Below are 26,724 nucleotides of genomic sequence, written 5' to 3'. Positions count from 1 at the left end.
ATGTGCCGGCCGCAGGCCACCGCTTGCCCGATCACCTTTTCGTTGCGATGATCCAAACATGCGTGGGGAGCCGCCGTCAGGCTGGCACCGAAGACCTTGAACGATGCGATTCCGCTCTGTTTTTCGGGCGGAACAACTCAGGGAAAGCGTTGCTGTTTGGCACCACCGTTACCGAGACGCAACGGTTTGATGTCCGAATTAACGAAGACTGCCCCCATAAGCAGTTTTACGTATATGCAGACGCCTCGCGGTCTCTCTTGAAAAGCCCCGATATTTCCGGGAGTTACCCTGCCCGAGCGCGCAAGGATTTTGAAGTATTAACAAGACGTTAATGGGAATGCCGGGAAGAGCACTCGGCATTTGGGACGCCACCGCCATCGGCCGCCGTCGCCAGACTGTGTGGCGACTGTCTCCCCTGGTCCGGCCGGTTTGTCACAGGACGATGAAATAACCCGCTCAGACAGGCAGTTGTGGTTTGCAAGAGGATTCGGCGCCGCTCCGGCGGTAGTCGGTACGGGGGACGCCGCCCAGCCGCCCCATCCAAGGCATTGCGAGGCCGGGGGGCCCTGTGTATTGGTGGGAGACAGGCCCCGCCGACAGGCGGGTTTCACGAAGAAGAGGTTGAGATCGTGAGTCACCGGCAAAGCGTTCACATGGGCGATGGATGTTCCAAGTAGAAATGCGAACGCGCTAGGAACTAGTACGGCGTATCAACCCGCCTTCTTGTACTTGAAATAATGGGACTGTACGACAACTGCCGAACCAACACTTCGGTGGCTGAGCGTGATTTCTGTGGCTTCGAGGCCGAACTACAGACAAAGTCCAGGGGCTAGCATGACGAAAATGTGGCAAAACCGTTTCGGTACCCAGTCGGTACCGAACCCCGCGGCCGCCGGCAGGTCCGGCTTCGCTCTCGCGATCTCCCCTCGGGACATCCCGCGCTCCCCCGCCTCCTCCTCGTCTCCTTCTTCCCGAAGGACGACGCTCTGGCCTCCCGGAAGCTGACCCGCAGCAGGCGCCGCCCGAGCCCGGAAACGAGGCGCGAGAGACGCTTTCGCTGATCCCCTGCGTGTGACCTGTCGGAGTGGCCGCTCTCGCGGCTCTCGACACGTGACCTATTGTTGTCCGCCCCGGGCGGAATGCGTGAGGCCATGTCGATGACGAACGACCACCACGAACATTGGACGCGGGTGAAGGGACGCCTGCGGGCCGAGGTCGGCGAGGACATCTTCTCGAGCTGGTTCGGCCGGATGGAGCTGGAGAGCGTGGAGAACGAGACGGTGCGGCTGTCGGTTCCGACCCGCTTCCTGAAGAGCTGGATCCAGTCTCACTATGCCGAGCGGGTGCTGGCCTGCTGGCAGGGCGAGGAACCCCTCGTCCGCCGCATCGACCTGTCGGTGCGCTCCGCCATGATGCGGCCGGCGGCGGCTGCCGCCCGGGTCGCCGGCGCTCCCGCGACCATGCGAATGGACCCCGTACCCACGACCTTCGGCGCGATGAACGGCCATACCGTCCTGTCGCACGGCGCCGCGCCTCACGGCGGCATGTCGCACGGCGGCAATTCTCACGGCGGCATGTCTCACGGCGCCATGTCCTACGCCGCCGCCTCGCATGCGACCTCGGCCCACGACGCCATCGGCGGCTCGCCGCTCGACCCGCGGCTCACCTTCGACAGCTTCGTGGTCGGCCGCTCGAACTCGCTCGCCCACGCCGCCGCCAAGCAGCTCGCCACCGCGCGCCGCGGCGACAACATGATGTTCAACCCGCTCTACGTCCATTCCGCGGTCGGGCTCGGCAAGACCCACCTGCTGCAGGCGATCGCCTGGACCGGCAATGCCGGCGGCGAGCGGCGCGTCCTCTATCTCACGGCCGAGAAATTCGTGTTCGGCTTCGTCTCGTCGCTGCGCACCCAGACGACCCTCGCCTTCAAGGAGGTGCTGCGGGCGACCGACGTGCTGCTGATCGACGACCTGCAGTTCCTGCAGGGGAAGTCGACCTTCGCGGAGTTCTCCCACACGCTCAACGCCATGATCGACGCCGGCCGGCAGGTCGTGGTGGCGGCCGACCGCCCGCCTCTCGACCTCGAAAACCTCGACGACCGGGTGCGCTCGCGCCTCGCCGGCGGCCTGGTGGTCGAGATGGGCTCGTTCGGCGAGGATCTGCGGCTCGAGATCCTGCAGTCGCGCGTCGCCTGCGCCCGCACCCATTACGCCGACTTCGACGTGCCGGCCCCGGTGCTGGCCTTCATCGCCAAGTCGGTGACCCACAACGGGCGCGACCTCGAAGGCGCGCTCAACCGTCTGCTCGCCCACAGCAAGCTGACCGGCCAGCCGATCACCATGGAGCTCGCCGAGCGCGAGATCCGCGATCTCGTCCGGCCGCAGGAGCCGCGCAAGGTCAAGATCGAGGAGATCCAGCGCATCGTCGCCCGGCGCTACAATGTCAGCCGCGGCGATCTCTTGTCCTCGCGCCGGACCGCCAATGTGGTGCGACCGCGGCAGATCGCCATGTATCTGGCCAAGACGCTGACGCTGCGCTCGCTGCCGGAGATCGGCCGGCGCTTCGGCGGCCGCGACCACACGACGGTGCTGCACGCCGTGCGCAAGATCGAGGGCCTGGTCGGCAACGACATGGCGCTCGCCGAGGAGATCGAGGCGATCAAGCGCGAGCTCCAGGAGTGATCGGCACGTCGGCGCCGCCCCAGGCCGGACCGTGATCGGGACATGATCGGCAACCACGAGGGCCGTGACCGCGGCCGGCTCGCGGGAGTATGATACCAGCGGGAGCAGATCCGACGACGCCCGCCGGCCTCCCGCCAACGCGAGAACCGGCCGATGCCGACGGACGAGACCGAGCCGCTTCATGCCTACACGCCGATCATCGAGATCGGCGGAAGCGGCCTCCTGTCGCGGGTCGATCCGCGCACCGCCACGCTGCTGTGGACCAGCGAGGAGGATCTGGGCGAGCCGAAGCCGACCAATGTCCGCGAGTTCAACCTGCGGGAGCTGTGGCAGCTCTGGCGGCGCGCTTGGCGCTACGAGATCGACACCATCGTGGTCTATCCGCCGACCCGCCATCCGCCGTGGCACTGGCGGCCGCTGCGCAGCGTCTTTCACCGGCCGATCGGGCCGTGGCGACGGTTCATCCGGCTGTTCGGCATCCAGGCGCTGCGCCTCCTGCCGCCGCGCATGTCGATCATCGTGGTCGACAGCGACGACATGCGCACGATCCCGCGCTGCAACGCCTTCCTGCTCGACCGCTGCACCTGGTACTTCAAGCGCGAGCTGCCGATCGACCGCTGGCAGGTGTTCCAGCGCACCGTCCATCCGGAGATGCCGTCGACGCGCTTCCGCAAAACGCCGCGCAACCGGCAGCGCATCGAGAAGCTGCGGCCGTGGGCGATCGGGCTCATGAGCGACACGCCGACCCTGCCGCCGATGGAGTTCCCCGAGAAAACCATCGGCCTGTTCGTCGCCACCGCCACCAACTCCTCGACGGTGCGGCCGGCCGGACTGGCGGAGCTGCGGGCACTCGCCGCCCGCCGCAAGGACATCGTCATCGCCGACGGAAGGCTGCTGCACGACGAGTTCATGCGCACCATGACGCAGTCATGGCTGACCTGGTCGCCCGAGGGCTTCGGCTGGGACTGCATCCGCACCTACGAGGCCGCCTCGGTCTACTCGATCCCGGTGATCAACCAGCCGACCATCGTGCGCTGCCGGCCGCTGCTGGAGGGCGTCCACGCGCTCCATTACGACGCCGACGTGCCGGGCAGCCTGACCCGCGTGGTCGAGGCGGCGCTCGCCGATCCCGAACGGCTGAAGCGGATCGCAACCGCCGCGCGCGAGCATGTCGCCACCCACCACGTGACGCCGTGGCGGCAGGCCGAGCAGCTCCTGGCCTATCGCTCGGGCCTCGAAACACCGCCGGGCGGCATCAGCCTGTGAGCCGGCCCGGACAGCGCAGTCGGCCGGGCGGCGCCGGCAGCCCCGGCGGAGACGCCGAATTCGCGGGATTGTCCGGGACTTCGGCATGGTTACGCTTGCCGAATCCGCGCCGGCGCGGCACTTTCCCCAGTCCCGGCGCGCCCCCGGCGCCCGTCCGGTTCCCGCGCGAGCGGGCGGCCCGTCCCGGGCTCGCCGGTTCGCGAGCGTATTCAGTCGAGCGGGGTTCCGCATGAAGGTCACGGTCGAGCGATCCGAGCTTTTGCGATCGCTGTCGCATGTCCACCGCGTGGTCGAGCGGCGCAACACCATCCCGATCCTCGCCAATGTGCTGATCCGCGCCGACCGCGCCGAGCTGGCCTTCAAGGCGACGGATCTCGATCTCGAGATCATCGAGACGATTCCCGCCGAGGTTTCGGGAGCCGGCGTCACCACGGTGCCGGCGCACATGTTCTACGAGATCGTCCGCAAGCTGCCCGAGGGCGCCCAGATCACGCTCGACGCCACCGGCGACCGCGCCGTGCTGGTGATCCGGGCCGGCCGCTCGAAGTTCACCCTGCAGACGCTGCCGGAAAGCGACTTCCCGGATCTCGCCGCGGGCGACATGACGCACGCCTTCATGCTGCCGGCCGCCGATCTCAAGCGGCTGATCGACAAGACCCAGTTCGCCATCTCCACCGAGGAGACGCGCTACTATCTCAACGGCATCTACCTGCATGTCGCCGGCCAGGGCGCCGGCGCGACGCTGCGCGCGGTGGCCACCGACGGACACCGGCTCGCCCAGGTGGAGTTTCCGGCCCCGGACGGCACCGAGGGCATGCCGGGCGTCATCATCCCGCGCAAGACGGTCGGCGAGGTGCACCGGCTGATCGAGGATCCCTCGGGCGAGGTGAAGATCGAGCTCTCCACCACGAAGATCCGCTTCAGCCTCGGCCCGGTGGTGCTGACCTCGAAGCTGATCGACGGCACCTTCCCGGACTACGGCCGCGTCATCCCGGCCGGCAACGACAAGCTCTTGGAGGTCGAGAAGCACGATTTCGAGCAGGCGGTCGACCGCGTCTCGACGGTGTCGAGCGAGCGTGGCCGCGCCGTGAAGCTCTCGTTGTCCGGCAGCAAGCTGGTCCTGTCGGTGACCAATCCGGACTCCGGCAGCGCCACCGAGGAGATCGAGGTCGGCTACGATTCCGACCCGCTCGATATCGGCTTCAACTCGCGCTATCTGCTCGACATCGCGGCGCAGATCGAGGGCGACACCGCGATCCTCAGGCTCGCCGACCCGGGCTCCCCGACGCTCATCCAGGACAAGGACGCCAAGGGCGCCCTCTATGTGCTGATGCCCATGCGGGTGTGAGGCGTGTTCCGGGTGATCAGCTCGGATCCAGGACAACTGACGTCAGCGCCCGGGGCTTCCCCCCACCCCCGACCCCTCCCCGCCGCTTCGCGGGGGGAGGGGAGCCGCAGCGCCGTCTTCTCCCCTCCCCCCGCTCGCGAAGCGAGTGGCGGGGAGGGGTCGGGGGTGGGGGGCAGCAGCCGAACTGATCAGCCGGAACGCCCATGAGGCGCGCAATCCCTGAGGCCGTCATGCCCAGCCTGGTGCCGGGCCATGACAGGGAACCGACATGATCGCCCCCCGCCTCACCCGCCTGAGCCTGACCGAGTTCCGGAGCTGGCGCACGGCGACGCTCGTCGTCGAGCGGCGGCTGGTGGTGCTCACCGGGCCGAACGGCGCCGGCAAGACCAACATTCTCGAGGCGATCTCGTTTCTGGCGCCGGGCCGCGGATTGCGCCGGGCGACGCTCGACGCGGTCGCCCGCGACGGCGGCCCCGGCACCTGGGCGGTCGCCGCCGAGGTCGAGGGCGCGCTCGGGCTGGCGACGCTGGGGACCGGACTCGCGACTCCGGCGGCCAGCGAGGGCGGCGGCGCGCGAAAATGCCGGATCGACCGCGAGCCGGTCGGCTCGGCCACCGCCTTCGCCGAGCATCTGCGCCTGGTCTGGCTGGTGCCGACCATGGACGGGCTGTTTCTCGGGCCCGCCTCCGAGCGGCGGCGGTTCCTCGACCGGCTGGTGCTCGCCGTGCATCCCGACCATGGCGGCCGCGTCTCGGCGCTGGAGCGCTCGCTGCGCGCCCGCAACCGGCTCCTGGAAAACCCCTCGCCCGACCCGCATTGGCTGGACGCGGCCGAGCACGAGACCGCCGAGCTCGCCGTCGCGGTGGCGGCGGCGCGCGCCGAGACCGTGCAGCGGCTCGCCGCCGCCCTTGCCGAGAAGCGCGACGGCCCGTTCCCCTCCGCCGGGCTCGCCCTCGACGGCTGGATGGAGGCCGAGGCGTTGGATCGCCCGGCGATCGAGCTCGAGGACCGCTACCGCACCCTGTTGCGCGAAAGCCGCGGCCGCGACGCCGCTGCCGGCCGCACGCTCGACGGCCCGCATCTCACCGACCTCGCCGTCCTGTTTGCCCCGAAGGGCATTGCGGCACGCGACGCCTCGACGGGGGAGCAGAAGGCGCTGCTGATCACCTTGGTGCTGGCGCATGCCAATCTGGTCGCCACCATGACCGGGATCGCCCCCGTGGTGCTGCTCGACGAGGTGGTGGCGCATCTCGATCCCGGCCGCCGCGACGCCCTGTTCGAGGCGCTGCAGGCGCTCGGCGCCCAGGTGTGGATGGCCGGCGCCGATCCGGCCGCCTTCACCGGCATCGCGGCCGACGCCGACGTGTTCGAGGTGGCGCCGAACCGGGTCGCCCGCACGCCCTGATGGGGGTGCGCGAATTCTTCGCTCATCGCGGTTTTTATCGGCAATTACCACCCGACAGCAGGCTTGCTGCGTCGCAACAACTGCACATTAGTTGCAGTCGACCATCGTCCTCGTAGGGTCCCCCGCAACGCTGCAACCCAGGCGCACCGGCCCGGCCGCAAGGCCGCCGCCCCCGTTGCGCGACGAGACCAAGCCCACGGAGATCGCATGAGCCTGCTCGAAACCCTGCGGCAGGAGCTGCCCGACTACGCCAAGGACATCAAGCTGAACCTCGGCTCGCTGCTCGGCCCGGGCGGCCTGCCCGAGCTGACGCCGGCGCAGCGTTTCGGCGCGGCGCTCGCGGCCGCCGTCGCGGCCCGCCAGCCTCGCCTCGCCGGCGCCGTCGAGGCCGAGGCCGCGACCGTGCTCGATGCCCCGACCGCCGAGGCGGCCCGCACCGCCGCCGCCCTGATGGCGATGACCAATGTCTATTACCGGGCCGTCCATATGGCCGGCGACGCCGACCTAGCCAAGCTGCCGGCGGGCCTGCGGATGAACGCCATGACCAAGCACGGCATCGCCCAGGCCGACTTCGAGCTGTTCGGCCTCGCCGCCTCGGCCGTGAAGGGCTGCGAGGGCTGCACCCGCGCCCATGTCGAGGGCGCCAGGAAGCACGGCGTCCCGCTTCCCGCCGTCCAGGCCGTGCTGAAGATCGCCGCCGTCATCCACGCCACCGCGACCGTCCTCGACGCCTGCCCGACCCCGGCCGAGACCGCCGCGCCGGCGCTCGCCTGACCCCCTCCCGAACTCCCGCAACAAGACAGGAAAGACCACCATGCTCACGGTAGGCGACAAGCTTCCGGCCTTCGACCTCCAGGCCGTCGTGTCCACCGACCCGGCGACCGCGTTCAAGCGATTCACCACGGCGAGCGACGCCGGCAAGTGGAAGATCCTGTTCTTCTGGCCGAAGGACTTCACCTTCGTGTGCCCGACCGAGATCGCCGCCTTCGGGGCGCTGAACGGCGAGTTCGCCGACCGCGACGCCGTGATCTACGGCGCCTCGACCGATAGCGAGTTCGTGCATCTGGCCTGGCGGCAGAACCACAAGGACCTGAAGGCCCTGCCCTTCCCGATGCTGTCCGACATCAAGCGCGAGCTATCGGCCGCACTCGGCATCCTGCATGCGGGTGAAGGCGTCTGCCTGCGCGCCACCTTCATCGTCGATCCCGAGGGCATCATCCGCTTCGTCTCGGTCAACGACCTCAGCGTCGGCCGCAATCCGCAGGAGGTGCTGCGCGTGCTCGACGCGCTGCAGACCGACGAGCTGTGCCCGTGCAACTGGCACAAGGGCGAGGCGGTCCTCAAGGTCGCCTGACGAAGACCGGACGCGAGATCGGGATGACCCGATTCGGCAGTCATTCCGGGACGGCGCGGTGCGCCGGACCCGGAATCCAGCCGAGACTGCCGAGTTCGCCGCTGGATTCCGGGTTCGCGGCTTCGCCGCGCCCCGGAATGACCGAGAGCTGATGATCCAGACCTCGGCTCACGCCGCCTCGGGCGTGCGACGCGCCGCGTCGAACACGCTGGCAAACTCGGCCAGCTCGTCGGCGGCGATGTCGCTGACGGCCCAGAAGGCCAGGCCGCCGTCGCTCCAGTGGCGGATGTTGAAGCCCTGCAGGGTCGATACGCCGGGCGACGTGTCGGCCGCGCTGCTCGGCTCGACGAACAGATTGACGACGTGCCGGCGGCGCTTGTAGACGATCGCCGCGACCGGCTTGCCGTCGAGATAATCCAGCCGCCCGCCCAGCAGCGTAAAACCCTTCGCCGTGAGGTCGACGACCGGCGGGGCGAGGTCGAGCCTGCCGTTGAACCACGGCTTCACGGTGTGGCGGTCGCTGGTCTCGACATCGGTGAGCCGAGTGCCCTGCAGAGAGCGCAGATGCGCCGAGACGAGATCGCCGTGCATCCGCTGGCCGCGATCGGACCGCACCAGCAGGACCAGTGCCGTGGCGGCGATGGCGCCCGAAAACACGCTGCCGAAGGCGAAGCCCTTGAGCAGCGTGCGCCGGTCGGTCGGTGCCGGCCGCGAGCGCGGCTGCGGCAGCGCCGCTTCGATGCGGCTGCGCAGGGCCGCCGGCGCCTCGCGCCGCAGCGGAACGTCCTGCAAGGCGCTGCGCAAAGCGCGAAGCTCGGCCAGCGCCGCCGCGCAGCGCGGGCATGAGGCGAGATGCCGCTCCACCTCGCGGGCATGGCCGGCGTCGAGCTCGCCGTCGACGAGCGCGTGCAGCAGCAGATCGGCGTCCTCGCAGGTCATGGGGTCTGCTCTTTCTGATCGGCGCCGAGCCAGGCGGTGCGCAGCAGCGCGCGGCCGCGGGCGAGCCGCGACATCACGGTCCCGACCGGCACGCCGACGATCTCGGCGATCTCGCGATAGGACAGGTCGTTGATCTCCCGCAGCACGATCACCTCGCGGAACGCCAGCGGCAGCGCATCGACCAGCGCCCGCACGGCGTCGGCGTCGCGCCGGCGCAGCATCTCGCCCTCCGGCGTCTCGCGCGCGTCACTCCACAGCGGCGCGGCATCATCGGTCGGCTCGTCCGCGACGCCGACCTCGCGCGACGGCTGCCGCGCGCCGCGGCAGACATTGCGCAGGATTGCGAACAGCCACGGCCGGATGTCGTCGCCGCGGAACGTCTCGAAATGGCGGAGCGCGCGCAAAAAGCAGTCCTGCGTCGCATCGTCGGCGTCGGCGGCATCGCGCAGCAGGTGGCGGGCGAGCGTGTAGACCTCGTCGAGATGCGGCAGAGCGAGCGCCCTGAAGCGCCCGGCCGTGCCGCTGTCGTCGTCGTCACGCCGACCCTGCATGGCCGTCGACTCCGCCCCACCCTCCGCTCGTTCCCGCGCCAGCGGGAACCCAGGCGTCTTGCCTTGCGGCCCCTGGGTCCCCGCTTGCGCGGGGACGAGCGGACTTGGTGCCCGATTTGAAGCAGGCGACTTTGAAGCGAGCGACATGGGCTCTAGCTCTAGCTCCGGCCCGCCTCCACCACGATGGTCGCGTGCATGTGGGGATGCAACGAGCAAAAGTAGTCGAAGGTGCCCGGCGTCGTGAACGTGAAGGCGAAGCTGTCGTCGGTGTCGAGCGCCTTCGACCGGAACGCCTTGCCGGTCGCCACCACGGTGTGCGGGATGTCGTCGGCATTGGTCCAGGTCACGGTGGTGCCGGGCGCGACGGTGAGGCGGTCCGGCGAGAAGGTGAAGTTGTCGATCGACACCTTCGCCGCGGCCGGTGCACTCGTCTCGCCGCGGGCGGCAGGTGCGGCCAGCGCCAAGCCGAGCAGCACGGCGACACCGAAGCGGCGCAGCACGCTTTTTGAAACCTCCGTTCGCGACGTCATGGTCGGCCTCACGCCAGCGTCTGGTCGATGATGGCGAGGCGCTGCTCGCCGCGCCGAAACGTGACGCTCGACAGGCCCAGCTTGGTGCGCAGCTTGTCGTCGGCGACCTTCAGGGGACCCGGCGACGGCGCGGCGCCGGGCGCCGGCTGCGGGAACGCGGTCGAGCACGCCGTGTGGAACGTCACGTTGCCCTCGACCTTCTGCATCACCTGGTGGATGTGGCCGTTGAGCACCGTGACCGAGCCGAAACGGGCGAGCAGCGACAGCGCCCGGCCGCCGTCGTCGGTGCCCCAGCCCCAGGCCGGATAGACGGCCCACAGCGGGATATGGGCGAACACCACGATCGGCGTCTCGGCCGAGCGGCCGGCGAGATCGTCGGCGAGCCAGGCGAGCTGGTCGGGTCCGAGATTGCCGAGCCCGCCCGACTTGAGGTCGACCACGTTGACGAGCCCGATGAAATGCACGCCGGAGGCGTCGAGACTGTACCAGCCCGCCCCCTTGGTGCCGCGTCCGTAGCGCTCGCGATAAAGCTTCGCCTCCTCGTCGATGACGTCGTGCTCGCCCGGCACGTAATGCACGTCGAGCCGCGCCCCGCCGATGATGTGATCGGCGTCGTCGAACTCGGCCGCCTTCGACAGATGCGTAATGTCGCCGGTGTGGATCATGAAGGCGGGCTTGGCCGGCAGCGCCTTGACGCGGCCGATCGCCTCCTCGAGCGTGCGGCTGGTGGCCGGATTGGCCGCCTTGTCGAAACCGATATGGCTGTCGCTGATCTGCAGGAAGGTGAGACCGTCCTGACCCGACGTTTGGGACTGCGTCTGGGCTTGTGCCTGGTCGATCAGGCCGAGCGCGCGCGGCACCCCGCCCGAGACGGTCCACAGCACGCCGGTGCCGGCCCAGGTCATGCATTCGAGAACCTTTCGGCGAGTCTGGCCGTCACCCGTGACGGTGTCGCGGTCATGCCTGGTCATGGCTCGTCTCCCGTTGCGCCCGAATGAGCGTTGCAAGGAGGAGATCGGACGGGACGCTGGTTTATTCCCGCCGCGCGGGCCGGCGCGCAAGGTGGCCCTTGGTTACCGTTTTGGCGTTGCGGCGGCGGCCCGTGATTCGGTGCGTCGAAGCGCCCCGGCGCGGCCGCCGGACAGCCGCCGAACAGCCTTGATTTTCCTTGGTCGGACAACCATTTATCGAATGGCACAATATCCTGTACGCGCCTCTGCTTTCGTGCCACACCGAGGCCGCGACATCCCCCGTTTCCAGGACGCTTCCAAAGCGCGTTGGCATGGACGAACCGATCATTCCCCAGATCCCCTCCGACGGGTCCGACTACGGCGCGGAATCGATCCAGGTCCTCAAGGGCCTCGACGCCGTGCGCAAGCGCCCGGGCATGTATATCGGCGACACCGACGACGGCTCCGGCCTGCACCACATGGTGTACGAGGTCGTCGACAACGCCATCGACGAGGCGCTCGCCGGCTACGCCAGGCTGGTCACGGTCACGCTGAACGCCGACGGCTCGGTGACGGTGACGGACGACGGCCGCGGCATTCCGACCGACATCCACAAGGGCGAGGGCGTCTCGGCGGCCGAGGTCATCATGACCCAGCTCCACGCCGGCGGAAAATTCAACCAGAACTCCTACAAGGTCTCGGGCGGCCTGCACGGCGTCGGCGTCTCGGTCGTCAACGCGCTGTCGAGCTGGCTCAAGCTGACCATCTGGCGCGACGGCCAAGAGCACACGATGGAGTTCCGCCACGGCGTGGCGGTGGCGCCGCTGGCGTTGACGGGCGAGGCCGCGGGCAAGCGCGGCACCGAGGTGACGTTCCTGCCGTCGACCGAAACCTTCACCATGATGGAGTTCGACTGGGCGACGCTGGAGCATCGCCTGCGCGAGCTCGCCTTCCTGAACTCGGGCGTCCACATCGTGCTGACCGACCGCCGCCACGCGGTCGAGCGGCGCGAGGAGATGGTCTACGACGGCGGCGTCGAGGCGTTCGTGCGCTATCTCGACCGCAACAAGAAGCCGCTGGTGCCCGCCCCGATCATGATCAAGTCGACGCGCGACGGGATCGAGGTCGAGTGCGCGCTGTGGTGGAACGACGGTTATCACGAAGCCGTGCTGTGCTTCACCAACAACATCCCGCAGCGCGACGGCGGCACCCATCTGGCCGGCTTTCGCGGCGCGCTGACCCGCCAGATCACCGGCTATGCCGAGGCGGGCTCCAAGAAGGAGAAGGTGGCGCTCACCGGCGACGACTGCCGCGAGGGCCTCACCGCGGTGCTCTCGGTGAAGGTGCCGGACCCGAAGTTCTCGTCGCAGACCAAGGACAAGCTGGTCTCCTCCGAGGTGCGCCCGGCCGTCGAGGGCGTGCTCAACGAGGCGCTCGCCGCCTGGTTCGAGGAGCATCCGAGCGAGGCCCGGGTCATCGTCGGCAAGGTCGTGGAGGCGGCGACCGCTCGCGAGGCGGCGCGAAAGGCGCGCGAGCTGACGCGGCGCAAGGGCGCGCTCGACATCGCCTCGCTGCCCGGCAAGCTCGCCGACTGCCAGGAGCGCGACCCGGCGAAGTCCGAGCTGTTCATCGTCGAGGGCGACTCGGCCGGCGGCTCCGCCAAGCAGGGCCGCAACCGCGAGTTCCAGGCCGTCCTTCCGTTGCGCGGAAAGATCCTGAACGTGGAGCGCGCCCGCATCGACAAGATGCTGTCGAGCCAGGAAATCGGCACGCTGATCACGGCGCTCGGCACCGGGATCAGCGAGGAGTTCTCGGCCGACAAGCTGCGCTATCACAAGATCATCATCATGACGGACGCCGACGTCGACGGCGCCCATATCCGTACGCTGCTGCTGACGTTCTTCTATCGGCAGATGCGCGAGCTGATCGAGCGCGGCCACATCTACATTGCGCAGCCGCCGCTCTACAAGGTGAACCGCGGCAAGTCCGAGCAGTATCTCAAGGACGAACGTGCGCTCGAGGACTATCTGATCTCCACCGGGCTCGACGAGGCGGTGTTCCGCGCCCATTCGGGCGAGGATCGCGCCGGCGCCGACCTGCGCCTGCTGATCGACCAGGCCCGCACCGTGCGCGGCGTGCTGGCCAGCCTGCACAGCCGCTACAAGCGCGCCGTGGTCGAGCAGGCGGCGATCGCCGGCGTGCTCAGCCCGGCCATCGTCGGCGACCCCGAGAATGCCGACCGCGCGGCGCACTACATCGCGCGGCGGCTCGATGCGCTCGCCGACGAGACCGAGCGCGGCTGGGAGGGACGTTTCAGCGAGGGCGAAGGCTTCCTGTTCGAGCGCACCGTGCGCGGCGTGAAGGAGGTCGCGATGATCGACGGCGCTCTGCTCGGCTCGGTCGAGGCCAAGAAGCTCGACGATCTCGCGCCGCTGCTCCAGCAGGTCTACCCCAGGCCCGGCGCGCTCCGCCGCAAGGGCGAGGAGACGCCGATCCACGGCCCCATCGACCTGATCGAGGCGGTGATCGCGGCCGGCCGCAAGGGCGTCGCGCTGCAGCGCTACAAGGGCCTGGGCGAGATGAACCCCGAACAGCTCTGGGTGACCACGCTCGACGTCCACGCCCGCTCGCTCCTCCAGGTGAAGATCAAGGAGGTCGACGAGGCCGAGGACATCTTCACCAAGCTGATGGGCGACGTGGTCGAGCCGCGCCGCGAGTTCATCCAGGAGAACGCGCTGGCCGCCAGCGTCGACATCTGAGGCGGACAATAGGCATCATCGGTCGGCGAAGCCCCGCAGCCGCGTCGTCCTGCGGCCGCCGTGTCAGGCCGCCTCGATCCAGCGCGAGGCGCAGGGGCGGCGGATGATCGACACCGCGGTGCCGTGCGGCCCGCTGATGGCCTCCATGCGGGCATCGAGCCGCCGGCCGAGCGCCTCGACCAGCCGCAGGCCGATGCCCGGCCTCGCCTCGCCGCGCGCGCCGGGATCGTGGCCGGCGCCGTTGTCGGACACCGAGAGCCGCCAGCCCCCGTCGACGACCTCGTAGGCGATGGCGATGTCGCCCTCGGGCATGCCGAAGAAGGCGTGCCGCAGTGCGTTGCCGACCAGCTCGGCGACCATCAGGCCGATCGTGTCGGCCTCGCCGGCCGACACCGTGGCCCTGCCGGCCGCGACTGCAAGCGCCACCCGGCAATGGCCGCCGGATGCAGCGGCGAGACCTTCGCACAGCCGCGACAGATAGGGGCCGACCGCCACCGGCTCGCCGTGGCCCACCGCCTCGGCCTGGTCGTGGACGGCGGCGATCGCCAGCACGCGCCGATGTGCGGCCTGGAGCTGCAGCCGGGCCTCCTCGGACAGCACCGTGTCGGCCTGCAGGCGCAACGCGGTCGCGACCGTGTCGATGGCCTCGGCGACGCCGTGCCGGGCCTCCTGCATCAGCATGTCGTTCTGCCGGCGCAGCTCGCGCACGGCCTGCGCGGCGGCCCTCAGTGCGGTGACGTCCTCCAGGGTGAGCAGGATCAGCGGCGCGGCCCGGCGGCCGTCCGGCAGCGTGCGGACGTCGACCAGGAGCGTGCGGCGCTCGCCATTGGCCAGCTCGAGCTCGAGCTCGTGGGCGTCGATGGCCGACCGCTGCGGCAGCAGCACGTCGAGCAGGAAGCGCAGCTTGGCGAGGCTCGTCGGGTCCCTGGTCAGGGCATAGACGGAGCGGCCGACGACCGCCTCGGGCTGCGTCTCGAAGCCGGCGTGGAACGCGCGGTTGGCGGAGACGATCCGCCGCTCGCCGTCGAGGATCAGCACGGGCGCCCGGACCGTGTCCGCGATCGTCCGGGCCAGGGCTGGCGCGTCGTCCACGGACGCGAACTGATCGAAACAGGTCATCGGTGTCTCCTGGGGCGGCGGAGCATCGCAGGCGTGCGAGAGGCAGGCATACGACAGCGCGGCTATGGCCGTGTCGTCACGAACGAGGTCGAGAAGGCGACAACGGCAGACGCGACCAGCGCGACCAACACGCGCGGAAGCTTACGCGACGATGAACGCAGACCTGATGACACGCAGACCCGAAAAACGCAGCCCTGAAGCGCCCTCCCGGACGCGCTGTCGGCGAACGGCTTCGACGGGACTGAACCGAGGTGCCGTCGGCTTCGCCGGTTTTTTCTGTTCGTTACGGTCCTGAGAATAGGAGAAATACTAAGCGGTCACATCCGTACAACTTCTGAGATTAGTATTGCGAGGCAAGGCCTTAGTCTAGCCTCGGCATGATGGAACATCACCACATGCGACAGTCACGTCGTACAAAATTCACGGCATACGACAGTCGATGGAGTTGCGGCGTCGCTGGAGCGTGCTCCGATCGGTCGGTACGAAACACGCTCCCGACTTGTCGAGGTGATGATTTTTCTGCGGCGACCCTGTCCCCCGCCCCCGCATCAAGCCCGAGGACCAGCTTCGCCGGACAATCCTCTATCGCTCCACCCGAACGGCCACCTCGTTGCGACGTAGCATCGGCAGCGTCCAGGGCGGGTCGTAGAACTGGGCGACCGGCGGGCCGACGATCCGCCAGTCGGTGGTGCCGAGGATACGCCGCAGCAGCCGCGCCTGATGGTGCACCGCCTCGACGCTGGTCGCCCCCGAGAAGACGATCACGGCCACGGTCTCGGCCGGCACGTCGACGATGGCGATGCCGGCGTCGTCCGGCACCGGCAGGGTGTCGCGGGTGTATTCGCCCGGCATCGTGAACCGGATGGTCCAGCCCTGCTCGCTGCCGCCGCGCGGCCCGGCCGGTATCGGGGCGACCGGCATCTGCGCCACCGGCGCCGTCATGGCGATCTTTTCCGACCCGACGGACCCGGCCGGCGCCTGCGCCACCGGCGCCGTCATGGCGATCGACTGCCGCGCCGTGTTGGCACCGAAGATGAAGCGGGCGAGCCGGCGGAAGCCGGCCGAGCGCGCCTCGGTCTCGTCGCCCTCGACGATGACGTCCGCGGCGAGACGCGGCTCGTAGCGGCGGACCTCGACGGCACCGCCGATTCGCTCGACGACCGCGAATCGCGGCTCCTCGGTGCCGGAGCGAATGCCGACCACCCCGGCAGCCCCCTGGACGATGGACGAAATCAGCGACATGGCCCGGCTCCTTCGGCCTCGATCCGCCCCCCTGCGGAGGGCCGTATTTTGTACGTCGGGCGCCTCCGGGACTCTACTTATGGAGGGAGGTCGGCCGACGGTAGTCCCGACACCCGAGGAATCCCCGCCATGCGGTCGGCCGGCTGGACCGCCGTTTGGAATTTGTTAACCATAACAAGGCAAATCGGACATGGCATTTCCGTCCGATGGTCAAACCCGCCAGCACCGTTTTTCAGAACTCCATGACGATGCATCCCGACGACCTGCTGTCCCTTCACGCCGAAAGCCGGGCCCTGCTGGCGCAGAGCCGCCGGCTTCGCTCGCTGTCCGAGCAGTTCCGCATCGAAGCGGCCGAGCTGCGCGCCCGCAGCCGCGCCGTGCGGTCCGGCCACCTGCCGCGGCCCGACCACGCCTCGTCCTACCAGTCGTCGCCGTCGCCCTGATCCTGGCGGCCTCGTTCCGCAGGCGTCCCGGTCAGGCCGGCGCGCGCGGTCCCGTGCCGGCCCCGGTCGCCGCCAGGGCCGCGGCGATCTCGGCGAGGTCCTGTTCCGTCAGCACCAGGGTGGCGGCATCCCGCCAGCCGTCGACCTGCGCCGGGGTGCGGGCGCCGACGATCGCCGCCGTCACGCCGGTCCAGGACAGCGTCCAGGCGATCGCCACCGACGCCACAGTGGTGCCGTGCCGGCCGGCGATCGGCATCAGGGCATCGGCCAGCGCCAGGTTGCGGGTGAGCTTCTCGCCGGTGAACTCGGCATGTCGCGAGCGCCAGTCGTCTGCCGGCAGCGCGCCGGCGCGCGCGGCCGTGAAGCGGCCGGTGAGCAGGCCGGACTGCATCGGGCTGTAGACGATCACGCCGGTGCCGGCGCCGTGGCACCAGGGCAGCTCGGCCGCGGCGACGTCGCGGCGGATCAGCGAGAAGGGCGGCTGCAGGGTGTCGACATGGCCGAGCCGCTCGGCCACGGCGAGCTGCGCGGCGTCGTGGTTGGACAGGCCGACGGCCCGCACCTTGCCCTCCCGCTTCAGGTCCAGGAGCGTCTGCCAGTATGCCTCCAGGGGCGTGCCGTCGGCGGCCGGCCAGTGCATCTGGTAGAGGTCGATGCGCTCCACCCCGAGCCGCTTCAGCGAGGCCTCGCATTCGCGCCGCAGGCTCGCCGGCGCCCCCACCCGGGCCGCCAGCTTGCGCGGCTCCTGCGGGTCCCAGACCTGGCCGCATTTGGTGAACACATAGGGCCGCTCGGACACCGGGATGGGCTTCAGCGCCTCGCGCACCACCTCCTCGGAATGGCCGAGCCCATAGACGGCGGCGGTGTCGATCCAGTTGATGCCGCGCGCCACCGCATGGCGGATCGCCGCGACCGACTCGCGGTCGTCCTGGGCGCCCCAGCCGACCGCCCAGTCGGGTCCGCCGATCGCCCAGGCGCCGAAGCCGACCCGGGTGATCTCCATGTCGGTACGGCCGAGCTTTCGGGTGGGCAGGGGCGCGGAGGCAGCGGCCGGTGCGACCGGGCCGAGGGTGTCCTGGCTGGGCATGGAAAACTCCTTGCGGACCGCACCATAGAACGCACCGCCCGCCCTTCAACCGGCCCAGCCCGCGGGACCGGCATGCGGCGCGACACACTCCGCGTCCACCCCATTGGCCGGCGGCCCCCGCAGGCGCTAAACACGGGCGCTCTCGCGGCGGATCGCCGGCGCGGGGATTTGCGACGACCACCTCGGAAAGCCGCCATGCCTCAAGCTCCCGGATCTCGCGCTCCCGGCACCCTGTCGGGCCGCGCCATCGTGACCATCATCGGCGCGGACCGCGTCGGCATCATCGCCGGCATCTCCACCGTGATCGCCGACGCCGGCGTCAACATCCTCGACATCAGCCAATCGGTGATGCGCGACTTCTTCACCATGATCATGATGGTGGATCTCGGCGCCTCCGACGTCTCGTTCGACGCATTGCGCGAGCGGCTCGTCCGCAAAGGCGAGGAGCTCGGGGTGCGGGTCGAGATCGAGCGCGAGGAGATCTTCAAGGCGATGCACCGGGTCTGAGGAGCCTACGCGCGATCGTCCCGCGGTCATTCCGGGGCGCGCTGAAAGCGCGAACCCGGAATCCAGCGGCCAACTCCGAGCGTGTGGCTGGATTCCGGGTCCGCACGCTCGCGCGTGCGGCCCGGAATGACGGCCAGACAATTCACCGGATCTGATACGAGGGGCGCAAGCCATGAAACATCTCGGCTTCTCGGGAGAGGAAATCCTCGAGACCATCAACATGGTGCGGACCGAGAAGCTCGACATCCGCACCGTCACGGTCGGCATCAGCCTGTTCGACTGCGTCGCCGGCGACGGCGCGACCTTGTGCGACAACATCTACGACAAGGTGACGCGGATCGGCCGCGACCTCACGCGGGTCAGCGCCGAGATCGCCCGCGAGTTCGGCATCCCGATCGTCAACAACCGCATCGCCGTGACACCGGTGTCGCTGATCGCCGGCCGCTGCGATGCCGCCGCGCTGACCCGGGTCGCCGAGACGCTCGACCGCGCCGCCCACGCGCTCGGCGTCGACTTCATCGGCGGCTTCTCGGCCCATGTCGAGAAAGGCATGACCCGGATCGACGCCGGCCTGATCGAAGCGCTGCCGACCGCGCTCGCCGCGACCAAGCGGGTCTGCGCCTCGGTCAATGTCGGCTCGACCCGGGCCGGCCTCAACATGGACGCCATCGCCGCCATGGGCCGCACCGTCAAGGCGATCGCCGCCGCGACGGCGGCGCAGGACTCGATCGGCTGCGCCAAGCTCGTCGTGTTCTGCAATGCCGTCGAGGACAACCCGTTCATGGCCGGCGCCTTCCACGGCGCCAGCGAGGCCGACTGCGTGGTGAATGTCGGCGTCAGCGGGCCTGGCGTGGTGCTGCGCGCCATCGAGGAGGCCGGCGACGTCGACTTCGGCGCGCTGACGGCGGTGATCCGCCGCACCGCCTTCAAGATCACGCGGGCCGGCGAACTGGTGGGCCGCGCCGCCTCGGCCCGGCTCGGCATCCCGTTCGGCATCGTCGACCTCTCGCTCGCCCCGACGCCGGCCGAGCGCGACAGCGTCGCCCGCATCCTCGAAGCGATCGGCCTGGACGGCGTCGGCACCCACGGCTCGACGGCGGCGCTGGCGCTCTTGAACGACGCCGTCAAGAAGGGCGGCGCCATGGCGTCGAGCTATGTGGGCGGCCTCTCCGGGGCGTTCATCCCGCTCTCCGAGGACGCCGGCATGATCGAGGCGGCGGCCCGCGGCACCATCACGATCGACAAGCTGGAGGCGATGACCTCGGTCTGCTCGGTCGGGCTCGACATGATCGCGATTCCCGGCGACACGCCGGCCGAGACGCTGTCCGCCATCATGGCCGACGAGGCGGCGATCGGCATGATCAACCGCAAGACCACGGCCGTGCGGGTGATCCCGGTGGCCGGCAAGGGCGTCGGCGACTGGGTCGATTTCGGCGGGCTCCTGGGGCGCGCCCCGATCATCCCGGTGCACACGATGTCGAGCCGGCGCTTCGTCGCCCGCGGCGGCCGCATCCCATCGCCCCTGCAGGCGCTGATCAACTGAAGACGCCCGGCGTGACCAACCGGTGCGCACCGGAACAGCAAATTGCTGTCAGGTCGGGCTCGACTCTTTATCGAGCCTTAAGCAGAATGTGTGATCATCATCGATCCTGAGCCGGATGTCGGCACCACGCCGACATCGGGTGCGGGCCTCTAGCCCACAATCCGGTGGTGGCGGTCGCTCTGACTGTGCCGGAGCGCATCCGTCCAAAAGCCCCCGAGGCGTGGGAAGTCGGCCGGAGGCGGTTCTAGAACGCCCCTGGCGGGCCGATCCACCGTCGACGAGACGTTCTTGTCGCGGAGGCTGTCGTAACTCCATCCCGGAGCGCATCGGCGGGACCCGGATCCAATCGCGAGATTGGCAGTCCGGGTCATCGTGCGCGGAATCGCGCGGCGACACGGCAAGATTAATCAAACAACGCAATCGCAGCCGCTCGTCCCCGCGAAAGCGCTAAGGCATCGCTTGCCATGCATGAGAGCCGTCATGCGCGGGCTTGACCCGCGCATCCATCTCAAACGAGACGAGGTCTTGTCCGTCAGAATGATGGATCGCCGGGTCGAGCCCGGCGATGACGCCGGGGAAGCGCCGCCGCCTCACCGTCCCGGCAGCACCAGGAATTTCGGCTTGGCCGGCAGCGTCGTCTTGGAGACCACGACCGACGGCGTGTCGGCGGTCTCGACGTCCCAGAGCGAGCGCACCCGCTCGAGGAAACGGTCGAGCGTGGCGCGGCCGAAGAAGTGCATCGGGATCATCAGCGGCGCCTTCAGGGATTGCAGCACCTCGATCATGCCGTCGAGGTCGAGCGTGTAGCTGCCGTCGACCGGCACCAGCACGACGTCGACCCGGCCGATCTCGGCGAGCTGCTGCTCGGTCAGCGTATGGTGCAGATGGCCCAGATGGGCGATGCACAGCGAGCCCGCCTCGACGATGAAGATCGAGTTGCCGTGCCGCTCCGTGCCGCCCGACCAGTCGCGGATGTTGGTGGCGACGCTGCGCACATGGACGTCCTGATAGCCGAGGTCGTGCGCGGTCGGCTTGCCGTCCTCGCGCCAGCCGTGCAGCACGAAGCGGATGCCGGGGTCGGGCGCCAGCGTGTAGTGGGTCGAGTGCGCCCGGTTCATGGTGACGATGTCGGGGACCACGGGCGGCTTGACGTAGTCGTTGTAGTCGGTGGCGACCCGCACCAGCCGGGGGCTCTCGATCAGGAAGGTCGAATGGCCGACGAAGGTGAGCCGCACCTCGTCGGGCGCGAGCGCGACCGGGCGGAACGCCGCCGGCAGCACGCGGGGCGGCGCTCCGGAGACCAGACCCGGGCAGGTTTCCTCGCGGGCGGGGGGCGGTGCGGCCGGAGCGGCCGGCTGGGCGACGGCGGGCGAGGACAAGGCGAAGGCGAGCGGGGCGAGCAGGCAGGCGAGCAGGGTGGCGGCCGCGATCGCGGGCCGCCGGCAGTCGGGGGTCGAAGGCATGCGGGCTCCATCGGTCTTTCGACCCAGCATAACCCGAGCCGGGGGACGGACGGAAAGCCTTGCGAACACAAACCGCTGATTGCGTGTGCCGAAACGCGAAACGGGCCGGCGCCGCGCCGCGGCACCCGCCCGTTCGATAGCGCCGCGAAGCGTGGAGGATCAGCGCGCCAGGATCAGGCCGCGCGACGTCACCACGATCCAGCGGCCGTCCTGCTTGCGGATGCCCTCGATGCGGCCGACGCCCGGCAGCGTGTCGCCGGTCTCGACCTCGATCAGGCCGTAGCGGCCTTCGATCAGTGCGATGCCGCGGCGCACGTCGCGCACCACCCAGCCGTTGACGACCGCAGGCGCGGGCGGCCGCGGATCGCCGAGCGCGGCCGTGATGTCGGCGGAGGCGACCGTGGTCGGCGCCACCAGCGCGGGCGCCGGCGGAGAAGCCGGCGGGGCCGCGGCCTGTGCGCTCGATGCATAAACCGTGGCGGGTTGGGCCGCCTGGGCTGCGGCAGCCTGCGCCTGGAGGGTCGTGGGCTGGCCCGCGGGAGTCTGGGGCGCCGCCGCCTGTGCGGTGCGGCGCTCCAGCCGTTCGATCGCCTCGCCGAGCTTGGTGAGCTTCTGGGCGGGCTCGGCCTGGGCCTTCTCGGCCCGCTCCATGCGGTCGGTCAGCTTGGCGGTCTGGGTCTGCAGCGCCTTGGACGAGTTCTCCAGGCTGGTGCGCAGCCCGGTCACGTCGCGCTGCAGTTCCGCGACCGTCGCCTTGAGGGCGCCGTCGTCGGGCGCCGCGCGCACGATGGGCGTCGGATCATTCGACACCTTGGTGGCCGCGAAGGTGCCGGCGAGCGCACCGAACGAGGTCGCCACCGCGATCACGGCCGCGACCTTCATGTAGGGCGGCACCTGGAACGAGAAGCGCCGCCGCGGCGTCTCGTCGTCGATGTCGATGGTGTCGGCGGTGCGCCAGCCGTCGTGCTCCACGGCAGGGGCGGCCGGGATCGGCAGGCCGTCGCGGCCGGCGTTGCGAGCGGCGCCGTCGGGCCTGGGCAGCCGCGCCTGGCGCGCCGACTGCGAGCCGATCCTGGGCGTACTCGCCTCGGCGCCGGGCCGGCCCGCGCTCTGCTGCGCGCCGATGTCCTGCTCGTCGCTCAGATCCTGGTGATCCTGTGGGCCCAGATCGTGCTGACCCATATCGTGCTGGCCCATGGCGGGGCTCCACCTCGAATGCTCGTCGGACGGCTTAGACAACCGTTAACGATGTCCGCTTACCAAATGGTTACGGTTCCTTCCTCGCAGCCCGCTGCGGCCGAATAGCGGCCGGGCCATGGCGGATCGTGGCGCCCGCGCGGCACCTCCGAGGATGCTGAAAAAACCGTTAAGCGAGCAGACCGTTAGGCGAGCAGCGAGACGCGACCAGAGCGTTACGGGAGCAGCCCGTTGTCGCGGGCGAGCTCCTCGAGCGACGCCTCGGGGCGGGCGCCGAGATGCTGGATCACCTCGGCCGCCGCCAGCGCGCCGAGCCGGGCCGCGTCCTCGTTCGACTGCCCGCGGGCGAGGCCGAACAGGAAGCCGGCCGCGAACAGATCGCCGGCCCCGGTGGTGTCGACCACGCGCTCGACCGGGAAGGCCTTCACGGCCTCGGTGTTTTCGCGCGACACCACGAGGCAGCCCTTCTCGCTGCGGGTGATGGCGGCGAGGCGCGCGTCACGCCGCAGCGCCGCGAGCGCCGCGTCGAAATCCGCCGTCTGATAGAGGCTGTGCAGCTCGGCCTCGTTGGCAAACACGAGGTCGACGGTGCCGGAGCGCATCAGGTGCAGGAACTCCTCGCGCCAGCGATCGACGCAGAACGAATCCGACAGCGTCAGCGCCACCATGCGGTCGGCGCCGTGGGCGATCTCGGCGGCTTTCAGGAAGGCGTTCTTGGCGTTCTCCGGATCCCACAGATACCCTTCGAGATACGTGATCGCCGCGCCCGCCACCGCGTCGGCGTCGATGTCGTTCGGATGCAGATCCTGGGCCGCGCCCAGATAGGTGTTCATGGTGCGCTCGCCGTCCGGCGTCACCATGATGAAGCAGCGCGCCGTCGCCGGCCCGTCGGCCGCCGGCCTCGTGTCGAACGCCACTTTCGCGGCGCGGATGTCGTGGCCGAACACGGTGCCGAGCGGATCGTCCTTTACTTTTCCGACGAAGGCGGCGCGCGCGCCAAAACCGGCGACGCCGACGATGGTGTTGGCGGCCGAGCCGCCGGAGATTTCCACGGCCGGCCCCATCGCGGCATAGACGGCCTCGGCGCGGGGCTCGTCGATCAGGGCCATGCCGCCCTTGCGCATGCCGTGCGCGACCAAAAAGTCGTCCTCGGCGCGGGCGATGACGTCGACGATGGCATTGCCGATTCCGAGGACGTCGTAGCGAAGAGCCGTCATGGCGAAACTCGTGATTGGCCGGTCCGTGGCGCGCGCCGCGCTTGCCGGGACCGTGCGATTGCGCTTACGAGATGAAACGGCGCGAGCGCCCGACCGGGCGCGCCGTGCCGAATGCTGGGCGGCGCACTATACCGACGAGCCGCCGCGTTTCAACGCCGGCGCGTAGCCCGTCCGCCGGGCCGCCGAGCCAGGAGTGCGGAGACCGGACGGGATGGCAAGACCGGACTCCGCCGCCGGCCGGACGCTCGCTCGAAAAGTCGGCACGGTCGGCGGCGCGACGCTCGCCTCGCGCCTGCTCGCCTTTTTGCGCGATGCCGGGATCGCGGCGCTGCTTGGCGCCGGGCCGATGGCGGACGCCTATTTCGCCGCCCTGCAGGTGCCGAACCTGTTTCGCCGGCTGCTCGCCGAGGGCGCGCTGAACGGCGCCTTCGTGCCGCTCTGGCTGCGGCTGCGCGAGCAGCAGGGGGCGGACGAGGTGAGACAATTCGGCGAGGGCGCGCTCGGCCTGATGGCCGTGGTTCTGGGCGCCGCGACGGTTCTGCTGATTCTGCTCGCGCCGCTCGTCGTGCAGGTGATCGCGCCGGGCTTTGCGGCCGACGGCGCGCGCTTCGATGCGGCCGTGTCGCTGGTGCGGCTGTCGGCGCCCTATGTGGCGATCGCCGGCTGCGTCGCCGTGCTCGGCGCGATCCTCAATGCCGAGGGCCGCGTGACGGCGGTGGCGTTCGGCCCGATCGTCTTCAACGGCGTGCTGATCGCCGCCGTGGCCGGCCTGCTGCTCGGCGGGTCGGCGGCCACGGCGCATGCCGGTGCCGTGCTGGCGCTGGCGATCGTCGCCGCCGGGGTCGCCCAGACGGTGCTGATCGGCGGTGCCGCGATGCGGCTCTCCGTGCGTCCGCGCCGACCGAGCCTGACGCTCTCGCCCGCGCTGCGCCGCCTGTTCGTGCTGGCCGGTCCGGGGCTGGTCGCCGGCGGCATTCCGCAAATCACCTTGATGGCCGGCGCCATGATCGCCTCGCCCTCGCCCGCCGCGGTGTCGTGGCTCTACTACGCCGACCGCCTCTACGAATTTCCGCTCGGCGTCGTCTCGGTGGCGATCGCCGCCGTGATGGGCCCGGTGATCGCGACGCGCGTGCGCACCGGGACCGGCCCCGAGATCGCCGCCGTGCAATCGCGTGCCATGGAGCTGGCGCTCGGCCTGGCGCTGCCTTCGGCCGCCGCCTTCGTGCTGCTCGCCGAGCCCATCGCCCGCGCCCTGTTCGAGCGCGGCGCCTTCTCGCCGCACGACACAAGGATGGTCGCGGCGGCGCTGGCGGCGATCGCGGCCGGCCTGCCCGGCCATGTCGCCGAGAAGGTTTTCGGGGCCGTCTCGTTCGCCCGCGAGGACACCCATACGCCGATGTGGTCGGCGCTCGCCGGGCTCACGGCAGCGACCATGGCCGGGCTCATGCTGTTCCCGCACTACGGCCATGTCGGCGTCGCCGCTGCGATCGCCACGGCCGGCTATGTCGGGGCCGGCGTGCTCGCCGTGGTGCTGGCGCATCGCGGCTGGCTGCGCTTCGACGCCGCCGCGGCCGGACGGGTGGCCCGCATTTTCCTGTCGACCGTGGCGATGGTGCTCGCGCTGGTCGCCGCCCGGATGCTCGCCGACCGGGCCGGCGTGCCGGCCGGAACGCTCGGACGCTTCGCCGTGCTGGCCGGCCTGCTCGGCGCCGGGTTCGCGGCCTATCTGGCCGCCCTGCAGGCGCTCGGGGTGGTGCGCGGCACCGAGCTTCTGGCGGCGCTTCGCCGGCCGCCGCCCGTCGCGCCCTGACGGGCCTTTCCGACCGACGGCCCTTGCGCCCGGACGCCCCGGCGTGGCACACCGCCGCCGCGACCTCAAGGAGTATTCGATGGCGTTCAACGAACGGGTGTTTTCCGGTGTACAGCCGACCGGCAACCTGCATCTCGGCAATTATCTCGGCGCCATCGTCAACTTCGTGAAGCTGCAGGCGACCCACGACTGCATCTATTGCGTGGTCGATCTGCACGCCATCACGGTGTGGCAGGATCCCGCCGAGCTGCGCAAAAGCATCCGCGAGGTGGCCTCGGCCTTCATCGCCGCCGGCATCGATCCCAAGGCCCACATCGTCTTCAACCAGAGCCAGGTGCCGGAGCACGCCGAGCTCGCCTGGGTGTTCAACTGCGTGGCCCGCCTCGGCTGGCTCAACCGCATGACCCAGTTCAAGGAGAAGGCCGGCAAGGACCGCGAGAACGCCTCGGTCGGGCTCTATGCCTATCCGAGCCTGATGGCGGCCGACATTCTGGTCTACCGCGCCACCCATGTGCCGATCGGCGAGGACCAGAAGCAGCACCTCGAGCTGACCCGCGACATCGCGCAAAAATTCAACAACGATTTCCGGACACAGATCGAAGCCGCGGGATTCGCCGACGGCCTGTTCTTCCCGATGGCCGAGCCGCTGATCACGGGCCCGGCGACGCGCGTCATGAGCCTGCGCGACGGCACCAAGAAGATGTCGAAGTCGGACCCGTCCGACAATTCGCGCATCAATCTGGCCGACGACGCCGACACCATCGCCCAGAAGATCAGGAAGGCGAAGACCGACCCGGAGCCGCTGCCGAGCGAGGAGAAGGGGCTCGAGGGGCGCGCCGAGGCCGACAACCTGGTCGGCATCTATGCGGCGCTGGCCGGCGAGCAGAAGGCCGCCGTGCTGTCGCAGTTCGGCGGCGGCCAGTTCTCGGCCTTCAAGGCCGCCCTGATCGACCTCGCCGTCGCCAAGCTCGGCCCGATCGGCGCCGAGATGAAGCGCCTCACCGACGACGTCACGTATATCGACGGCATTTTGGCCGACGGCAGCGCCCGCGCCCGCGTGCTGGCGGCCGAGACCATGCGGTCCGTCAAGGAGATCGTCGGTTTCGTCGGGCGCTAGCGCTCTTTTCACCTCCCCTTGGAGGGGGGAGGTCGACGGACGCAGTCCGCCGGGAGGGGGTGATCGGCGAAGCCGACGTTTGTGGCCTCACCCCACCCCGGTCGTCCGCTGCGCGGACGCCCGACCCTCCCCCTCCAGGGGAGGGTGAGCGGCGCCACCTTGTGCCGGCCGGGTCCGCCGTGGCAGATTCGGTCCC

Annotated in this window: 22 protein-coding genes; 12 read left to right on the top strand and 10 right to left on the bottom strand. The window is 69.9% G+C overall.

Annotation, left to right across the window (positions count from 1 at the left end; genetic code table 11):
• Positions 1–1,157 precede the first annotated feature (1,157 nt).
• From dnaA to HXX10_RS16270, 6 genes are all read left to right on the top strand, one after another.
• On the top strand, positions 1,158–2,681 hold the full coding sequence (gene dnaA / locus HXX10_RS16295) for a chromosomal replication initiator protein DnaA (RefSeq protein WP_296523867.1): 1,524 nt from the start codon (positions 1,158–1,160) through the stop codon (positions 2,679–2,681).
• A gap of 153 nt (positions 2,682–2,834) precedes the next feature.
• Positions 2,835–3,947 (top strand): glycosyltransferase, encoded by a 1,113-nt coding sequence (locus HXX10_RS16290; protein ID WP_296523819.1) that lies wholly within the window; start codon positions 2,835–2,837, stop codon positions 3,945–3,947.
• A 229-nt stretch (positions 3,948–4,176) separates the two neighbouring features.
• Positions 4,177–5,295 (top strand): DNA polymerase III subunit beta, encoded by a 1,119-nt coding sequence (dnaN, locus tag HXX10_RS16285; RefSeq protein WP_296523818.1) that lies wholly within the window; start codon positions 4,177–4,179, stop codon positions 5,293–5,295.
• Between the two features lie 268 nt (positions 5,296–5,563).
• Positions 5,564–6,700, top strand: a complete 1,137-nt coding sequence (gene recF, locus HXX10_RS16280) for a DNA replication/repair protein RecF (protein WP_296523817.1) — start codon at positions 5,564–5,566, stop codon at positions 6,698–6,700.
• A gap of 207 nt (positions 6,701–6,907) precedes the next feature.
• Complete coding sequence (locus HXX10_RS16275) at positions 6,908–7,474, top strand: carboxymuconolactone decarboxylase family protein (protein WP_296523816.1); 567 nt, start codon at positions 6,908–6,910, stop codon at positions 7,472–7,474.
• 40 nt (positions 7,475–7,514) lie between these two features.
• Positions 7,515–8,054 (top strand): peroxiredoxin, encoded by a 540-nt coding sequence (locus tag HXX10_RS16270; RefSeq protein ID WP_296523815.1) that lies wholly within the window; start codon positions 7,515–7,517, stop codon positions 8,052–8,054.
• 168 nt (positions 8,055–8,222) lie between these two features.
• On the opposite strand, the gene HXX10_RS16265 is transcribed toward HXX10_RS16270, so the two are convergent.
• From HXX10_RS16265 to HXX10_RS16250, 4 genes are all read right to left on the bottom strand, one after another.
• The gene (locus tag HXX10_RS16265; protein ID WP_296523814.1) at positions 8,223–8,993 is read right to left on the bottom strand and encodes an anti-sigma factor; all 771 of its coding nucleotides are present in this window, start codon (positions 8,991–8,993) and stop codon (positions 8,223–8,225) included.
• Positions 8,990–9,544, bottom strand: a complete 555-nt coding sequence (locus HXX10_RS16260) for a sigma-70 family RNA polymerase sigma factor (protein ID WP_296523813.1) — start codon at positions 9,542–9,544, stop codon at positions 8,990–8,992. Before HXX10_RS16260 ends, HXX10_RS16265 begins: the two co-directional genes overlap by 4 nt.
• Positions 9,545–9,702: 158 nt before the next feature.
• Complete coding sequence (locus HXX10_RS16255; protein WP_296523812.1) at positions 9,703–10,074, bottom strand: cupredoxin family copper-binding protein; 372 nt, start codon at positions 10,072–10,074, stop codon at positions 9,703–9,705.
• Between the two features lie 8 nt (positions 10,075–10,082).
• Positions 10,083–11,045, bottom strand: a complete 963-nt coding sequence (locus tag HXX10_RS16250) for a metallophosphoesterase (protein ID WP_296523811.1) — start codon at positions 11,043–11,045, stop codon at positions 10,083–10,085.
• 311 nt (positions 11,046–11,356) lie between these two features.
• On the opposite strand from HXX10_RS16250, the gene gyrB reads away from it, so the two are divergent.
• The gene (gyrB, locus tag HXX10_RS16245) at positions 11,357–13,783 is read left to right on the top strand and encodes a DNA topoisomerase (ATP-hydrolyzing) subunit B (protein WP_296523810.1); all 2,427 of its coding nucleotides are present in this window, start codon (positions 11,357–11,359) and stop codon (positions 13,781–13,783) included.
• Positions 13,784–13,846: 63 nt separating this feature from the next.
• Here the strand turns inward: gyrB and HXX10_RS16240 are convergent, their stop codons facing one another.
• A complete protein-coding gene (locus HXX10_RS16240; protein WP_296523809.1) occupies positions 13,847–14,902 on the bottom strand; it encodes an ATP-binding protein in 1,056 nt (351 codons plus the stop codon).
• 582 nt (positions 14,903–15,484) lie between these two features.
• A complete protein-coding gene (locus tag HXX10_RS16235; protein WP_296523808.1) occupies positions 15,485–16,144 on the bottom strand; it encodes a heme-binding protein in 660 nt (219 codons plus the stop codon).
• A gap of 242 nt (positions 16,145–16,386) precedes the next feature.
• On the opposite strand from HXX10_RS16235, the gene HXX10_RS16230 reads away from it, so the two are divergent.
• A complete protein-coding gene (locus HXX10_RS16230; protein WP_296523807.1) occupies positions 16,387–16,587 on the top strand; it encodes a hypothetical protein in 201 nt (66 codons plus the stop codon).
• Positions 16,588–16,618: 31 nt separating this feature from the next.
• Here the strand turns inward: HXX10_RS16230 and HXX10_RS16225 are convergent, their stop codons facing one another.
• Positions 16,619–17,674: an aldo/keto reductase gene (locus HXX10_RS16225; protein WP_296523806.1), complete on the bottom strand. Its 1,056-nt coding sequence runs from the start codon at positions 17,672–17,674 to the stop codon at positions 16,619–16,621.
• 195 nt (positions 17,675–17,869) lie between these two features.
• Between HXX10_RS16225 and HXX10_RS16220 the strand changes: the two genes are divergently transcribed.
• Complete coding sequence (locus tag HXX10_RS16220; RefSeq protein WP_296523805.1) at positions 17,870–18,181, top strand: ACT domain-containing protein; 312 nt, start codon at positions 17,870–17,872, stop codon at positions 18,179–18,181.
• Between the two features lie 172 nt (positions 18,182–18,353).
• A complete protein-coding gene (locus HXX10_RS16215) occupies positions 18,354–19,724 on the top strand; it encodes a PFL family protein (protein ID WP_296523804.1) in 1,371 nt (456 codons plus the stop codon).
• A 590-nt stretch (positions 19,725–20,314) separates the two neighbouring features.
• On the opposite strand, the gene HXX10_RS16210 is transcribed toward HXX10_RS16215, so the two are convergent.
• The 3 genes from HXX10_RS16210 to HXX10_RS16200 all read right to left on the bottom strand — a co-directional run bounded on the left by HXX10_RS16210 (position 20,315) and on the right by HXX10_RS16200 (position 23,601).
• Complete coding sequence (locus tag HXX10_RS16210) at positions 20,315–21,187, bottom strand: MBL fold metallo-hydrolase (protein ID WP_296523803.1); 873 nt, start codon at positions 21,185–21,187, stop codon at positions 20,315–20,317.
• 159 nt (positions 21,188–21,346) lie between these two features.
• Entirely contained in the window at positions 21,347–22,384 is a 1,038-nt protein-coding gene (locus HXX10_RS16205; RefSeq protein ID WP_296523802.1) for a hypothetical protein, read from the bottom strand.
• 215 nt (positions 22,385–22,599) lie between these two features.
• Positions 22,600–23,601 (bottom strand): adenosine kinase, encoded by a 1,002-nt coding sequence (locus HXX10_RS16200; protein ID WP_296523800.1) that lies wholly within the window; start codon positions 23,599–23,601, stop codon positions 22,600–22,602.
• Positions 23,602–23,812: 211 nt separating this feature from the next.
• Between HXX10_RS16200 and murJ the strand changes: the two genes are divergently transcribed.
• Both murJ and trpS read left to right on the top strand, forming a co-directional pair.
• Positions 23,813–25,411 (top strand): murein biosynthesis integral membrane protein MurJ, encoded by a 1,599-nt coding sequence (gene murJ / locus HXX10_RS16195; RefSeq protein ID WP_296523798.1) that lies wholly within the window; start codon positions 23,813–23,815, stop codon positions 25,409–25,411.
• A gap of 79 nt (positions 25,412–25,490) precedes the next feature.
• The gene (gene trpS / locus HXX10_RS16190; RefSeq protein WP_296523793.1) at positions 25,491–26,528 is read left to right on the top strand and encodes a tryptophan--tRNA ligase; all 1,038 of its coding nucleotides are present in this window, start codon (positions 25,491–25,493) and stop codon (positions 26,526–26,528) included.
• The last annotated feature ends 196 nt before the right edge of the window (positions 26,529–26,724 follow it).

Origin of the sequence: Rhodoplanes sp., from assembly GCF_013377085.1 — a bacterium.
Taxonomy (GTDB): Bacteria; Pseudomonadota; Alphaproteobacteria; order Rhizobiales; family Xanthobacteraceae; genus Rhodoplanes.
Note: the sequence above shows the minus strand (reverse complement) of the source record. Positions and strands in the feature narration are given on the sequence as shown.

Excerpts from the sequence above, each read along its gene's own strand:
- dnaA (WP_296523867.1), top strand. The coding sequence starts at position 1,158 with ATGACGAACGACCACCACGAACATTGGACGCGGGTGAAGGGACGCCTG.
- HXX10_RS16290 (WP_296523819.1), top strand. The coding sequence starts at position 2,835 with ATGCCGACGGACGAGACCGAGCCGCTTCATGCCTACACGCCGATCATC.
- dnaN (WP_296523818.1), top strand. The coding sequence starts at position 4,177 with ATGAAGGTCACGGTCGAGCGATCCGAGCTTTTGCGATCGCTGTCGCAT.
- recF (WP_296523817.1), top strand. The coding sequence starts at position 5,564 with ATGATCGCCCCCCGCCTCACCCGCCTGAGCCTGACCGAGTTCCGGAGC.
- HXX10_RS16275 (WP_296523816.1), top strand. The coding sequence starts at position 6,908 with ATGAGCCTGCTCGAAACCCTGCGGCAGGAGCTGCCCGACTACGCCAAG.
- HXX10_RS16270 (WP_296523815.1), top strand. The coding sequence starts at position 7,515 with ATGCTCACGGTAGGCGACAAGCTTCCGGCCTTCGACCTCCAGGCCGTC.
- HXX10_RS16265 (WP_296523814.1), bottom strand. The coding sequence starts at position 8,993 with ATGACCTGCGAGGACGCCGATCTGCTGCTGCACGCGCTCGTCGACGGC.
- HXX10_RS16260 (WP_296523813.1), bottom strand. The coding sequence starts at position 9,544 with ATGCAGGGTCGGCGTGACGACGACGACAGCGGCACGGCCGGGCGCTTC.
- HXX10_RS16255 (WP_296523812.1), bottom strand. The coding sequence starts at position 10,074 with ATGACGTCGCGAACGGAGGTTTCAAAAAGCGTGCTGCGCCGCTTCGGT.
- HXX10_RS16250 (WP_296523811.1), bottom strand. The coding sequence starts at position 11,045 with ATGACCAGGCATGACCGCGACACCGTCACGGGTGACGGCCAGACTCGC.
- gyrB (WP_296523810.1), top strand. The coding sequence starts at position 11,357 with ATGGACGAACCGATCATTCCCCAGATCCCCTCCGACGGGTCCGACTAC.
- HXX10_RS16240 (WP_296523809.1), bottom strand. The coding sequence starts at position 14,902 with ATGACCTGTTTCGATCAGTTCGCGTCCGTGGACGACGCGCCAGCCCTG.
- HXX10_RS16235 (WP_296523808.1), bottom strand. The coding sequence starts at position 16,144 with ATGTCGCTGATTTCGTCCATCGTCCAGGGGGCTGCCGGGGTGGTCGGC.
- HXX10_RS16230 (WP_296523807.1), top strand. The coding sequence starts at position 16,387 with ATGACGATGCATCCCGACGACCTGCTGTCCCTTCACGCCGAAAGCCGG.
- HXX10_RS16225 (WP_296523806.1), bottom strand. The coding sequence starts at position 17,674 with ATGCCCAGCCAGGACACCCTCGGCCCGGTCGCACCGGCCGCTGCCTCC.
- HXX10_RS16220 (WP_296523805.1), top strand. The coding sequence starts at position 17,870 with ATGCCTCAAGCTCCCGGATCTCGCGCTCCCGGCACCCTGTCGGGCCGC.
- HXX10_RS16215 (WP_296523804.1), top strand. The coding sequence starts at position 18,354 with ATGAAACATCTCGGCTTCTCGGGAGAGGAAATCCTCGAGACCATCAAC.
- HXX10_RS16210 (WP_296523803.1), bottom strand. The coding sequence starts at position 21,187 with ATGCCTTCGACCCCCGACTGCCGGCGGCCCGCGATCGCGGCCGCCACC.
- HXX10_RS16205 (WP_296523802.1), bottom strand. The coding sequence starts at position 22,384 with ATGGGCCAGCACGATATGGGTCAGCACGATCTGGGCCCACAGGATCAC.
- HXX10_RS16200 (WP_296523800.1), bottom strand. The coding sequence starts at position 23,601 with ATGACGGCTCTTCGCTACGACGTCCTCGGAATCGGCAATGCCATCGTC.
- murJ (WP_296523798.1), top strand. The coding sequence starts at position 23,813 with ATGGCAAGACCGGACTCCGCCGCCGGCCGGACGCTCGCTCGAAAAGTC.
- trpS (WP_296523793.1), top strand. The coding sequence starts at position 25,491 with ATGGCGTTCAACGAACGGGTGTTTTCCGGTGTACAGCCGACCGGCAAC.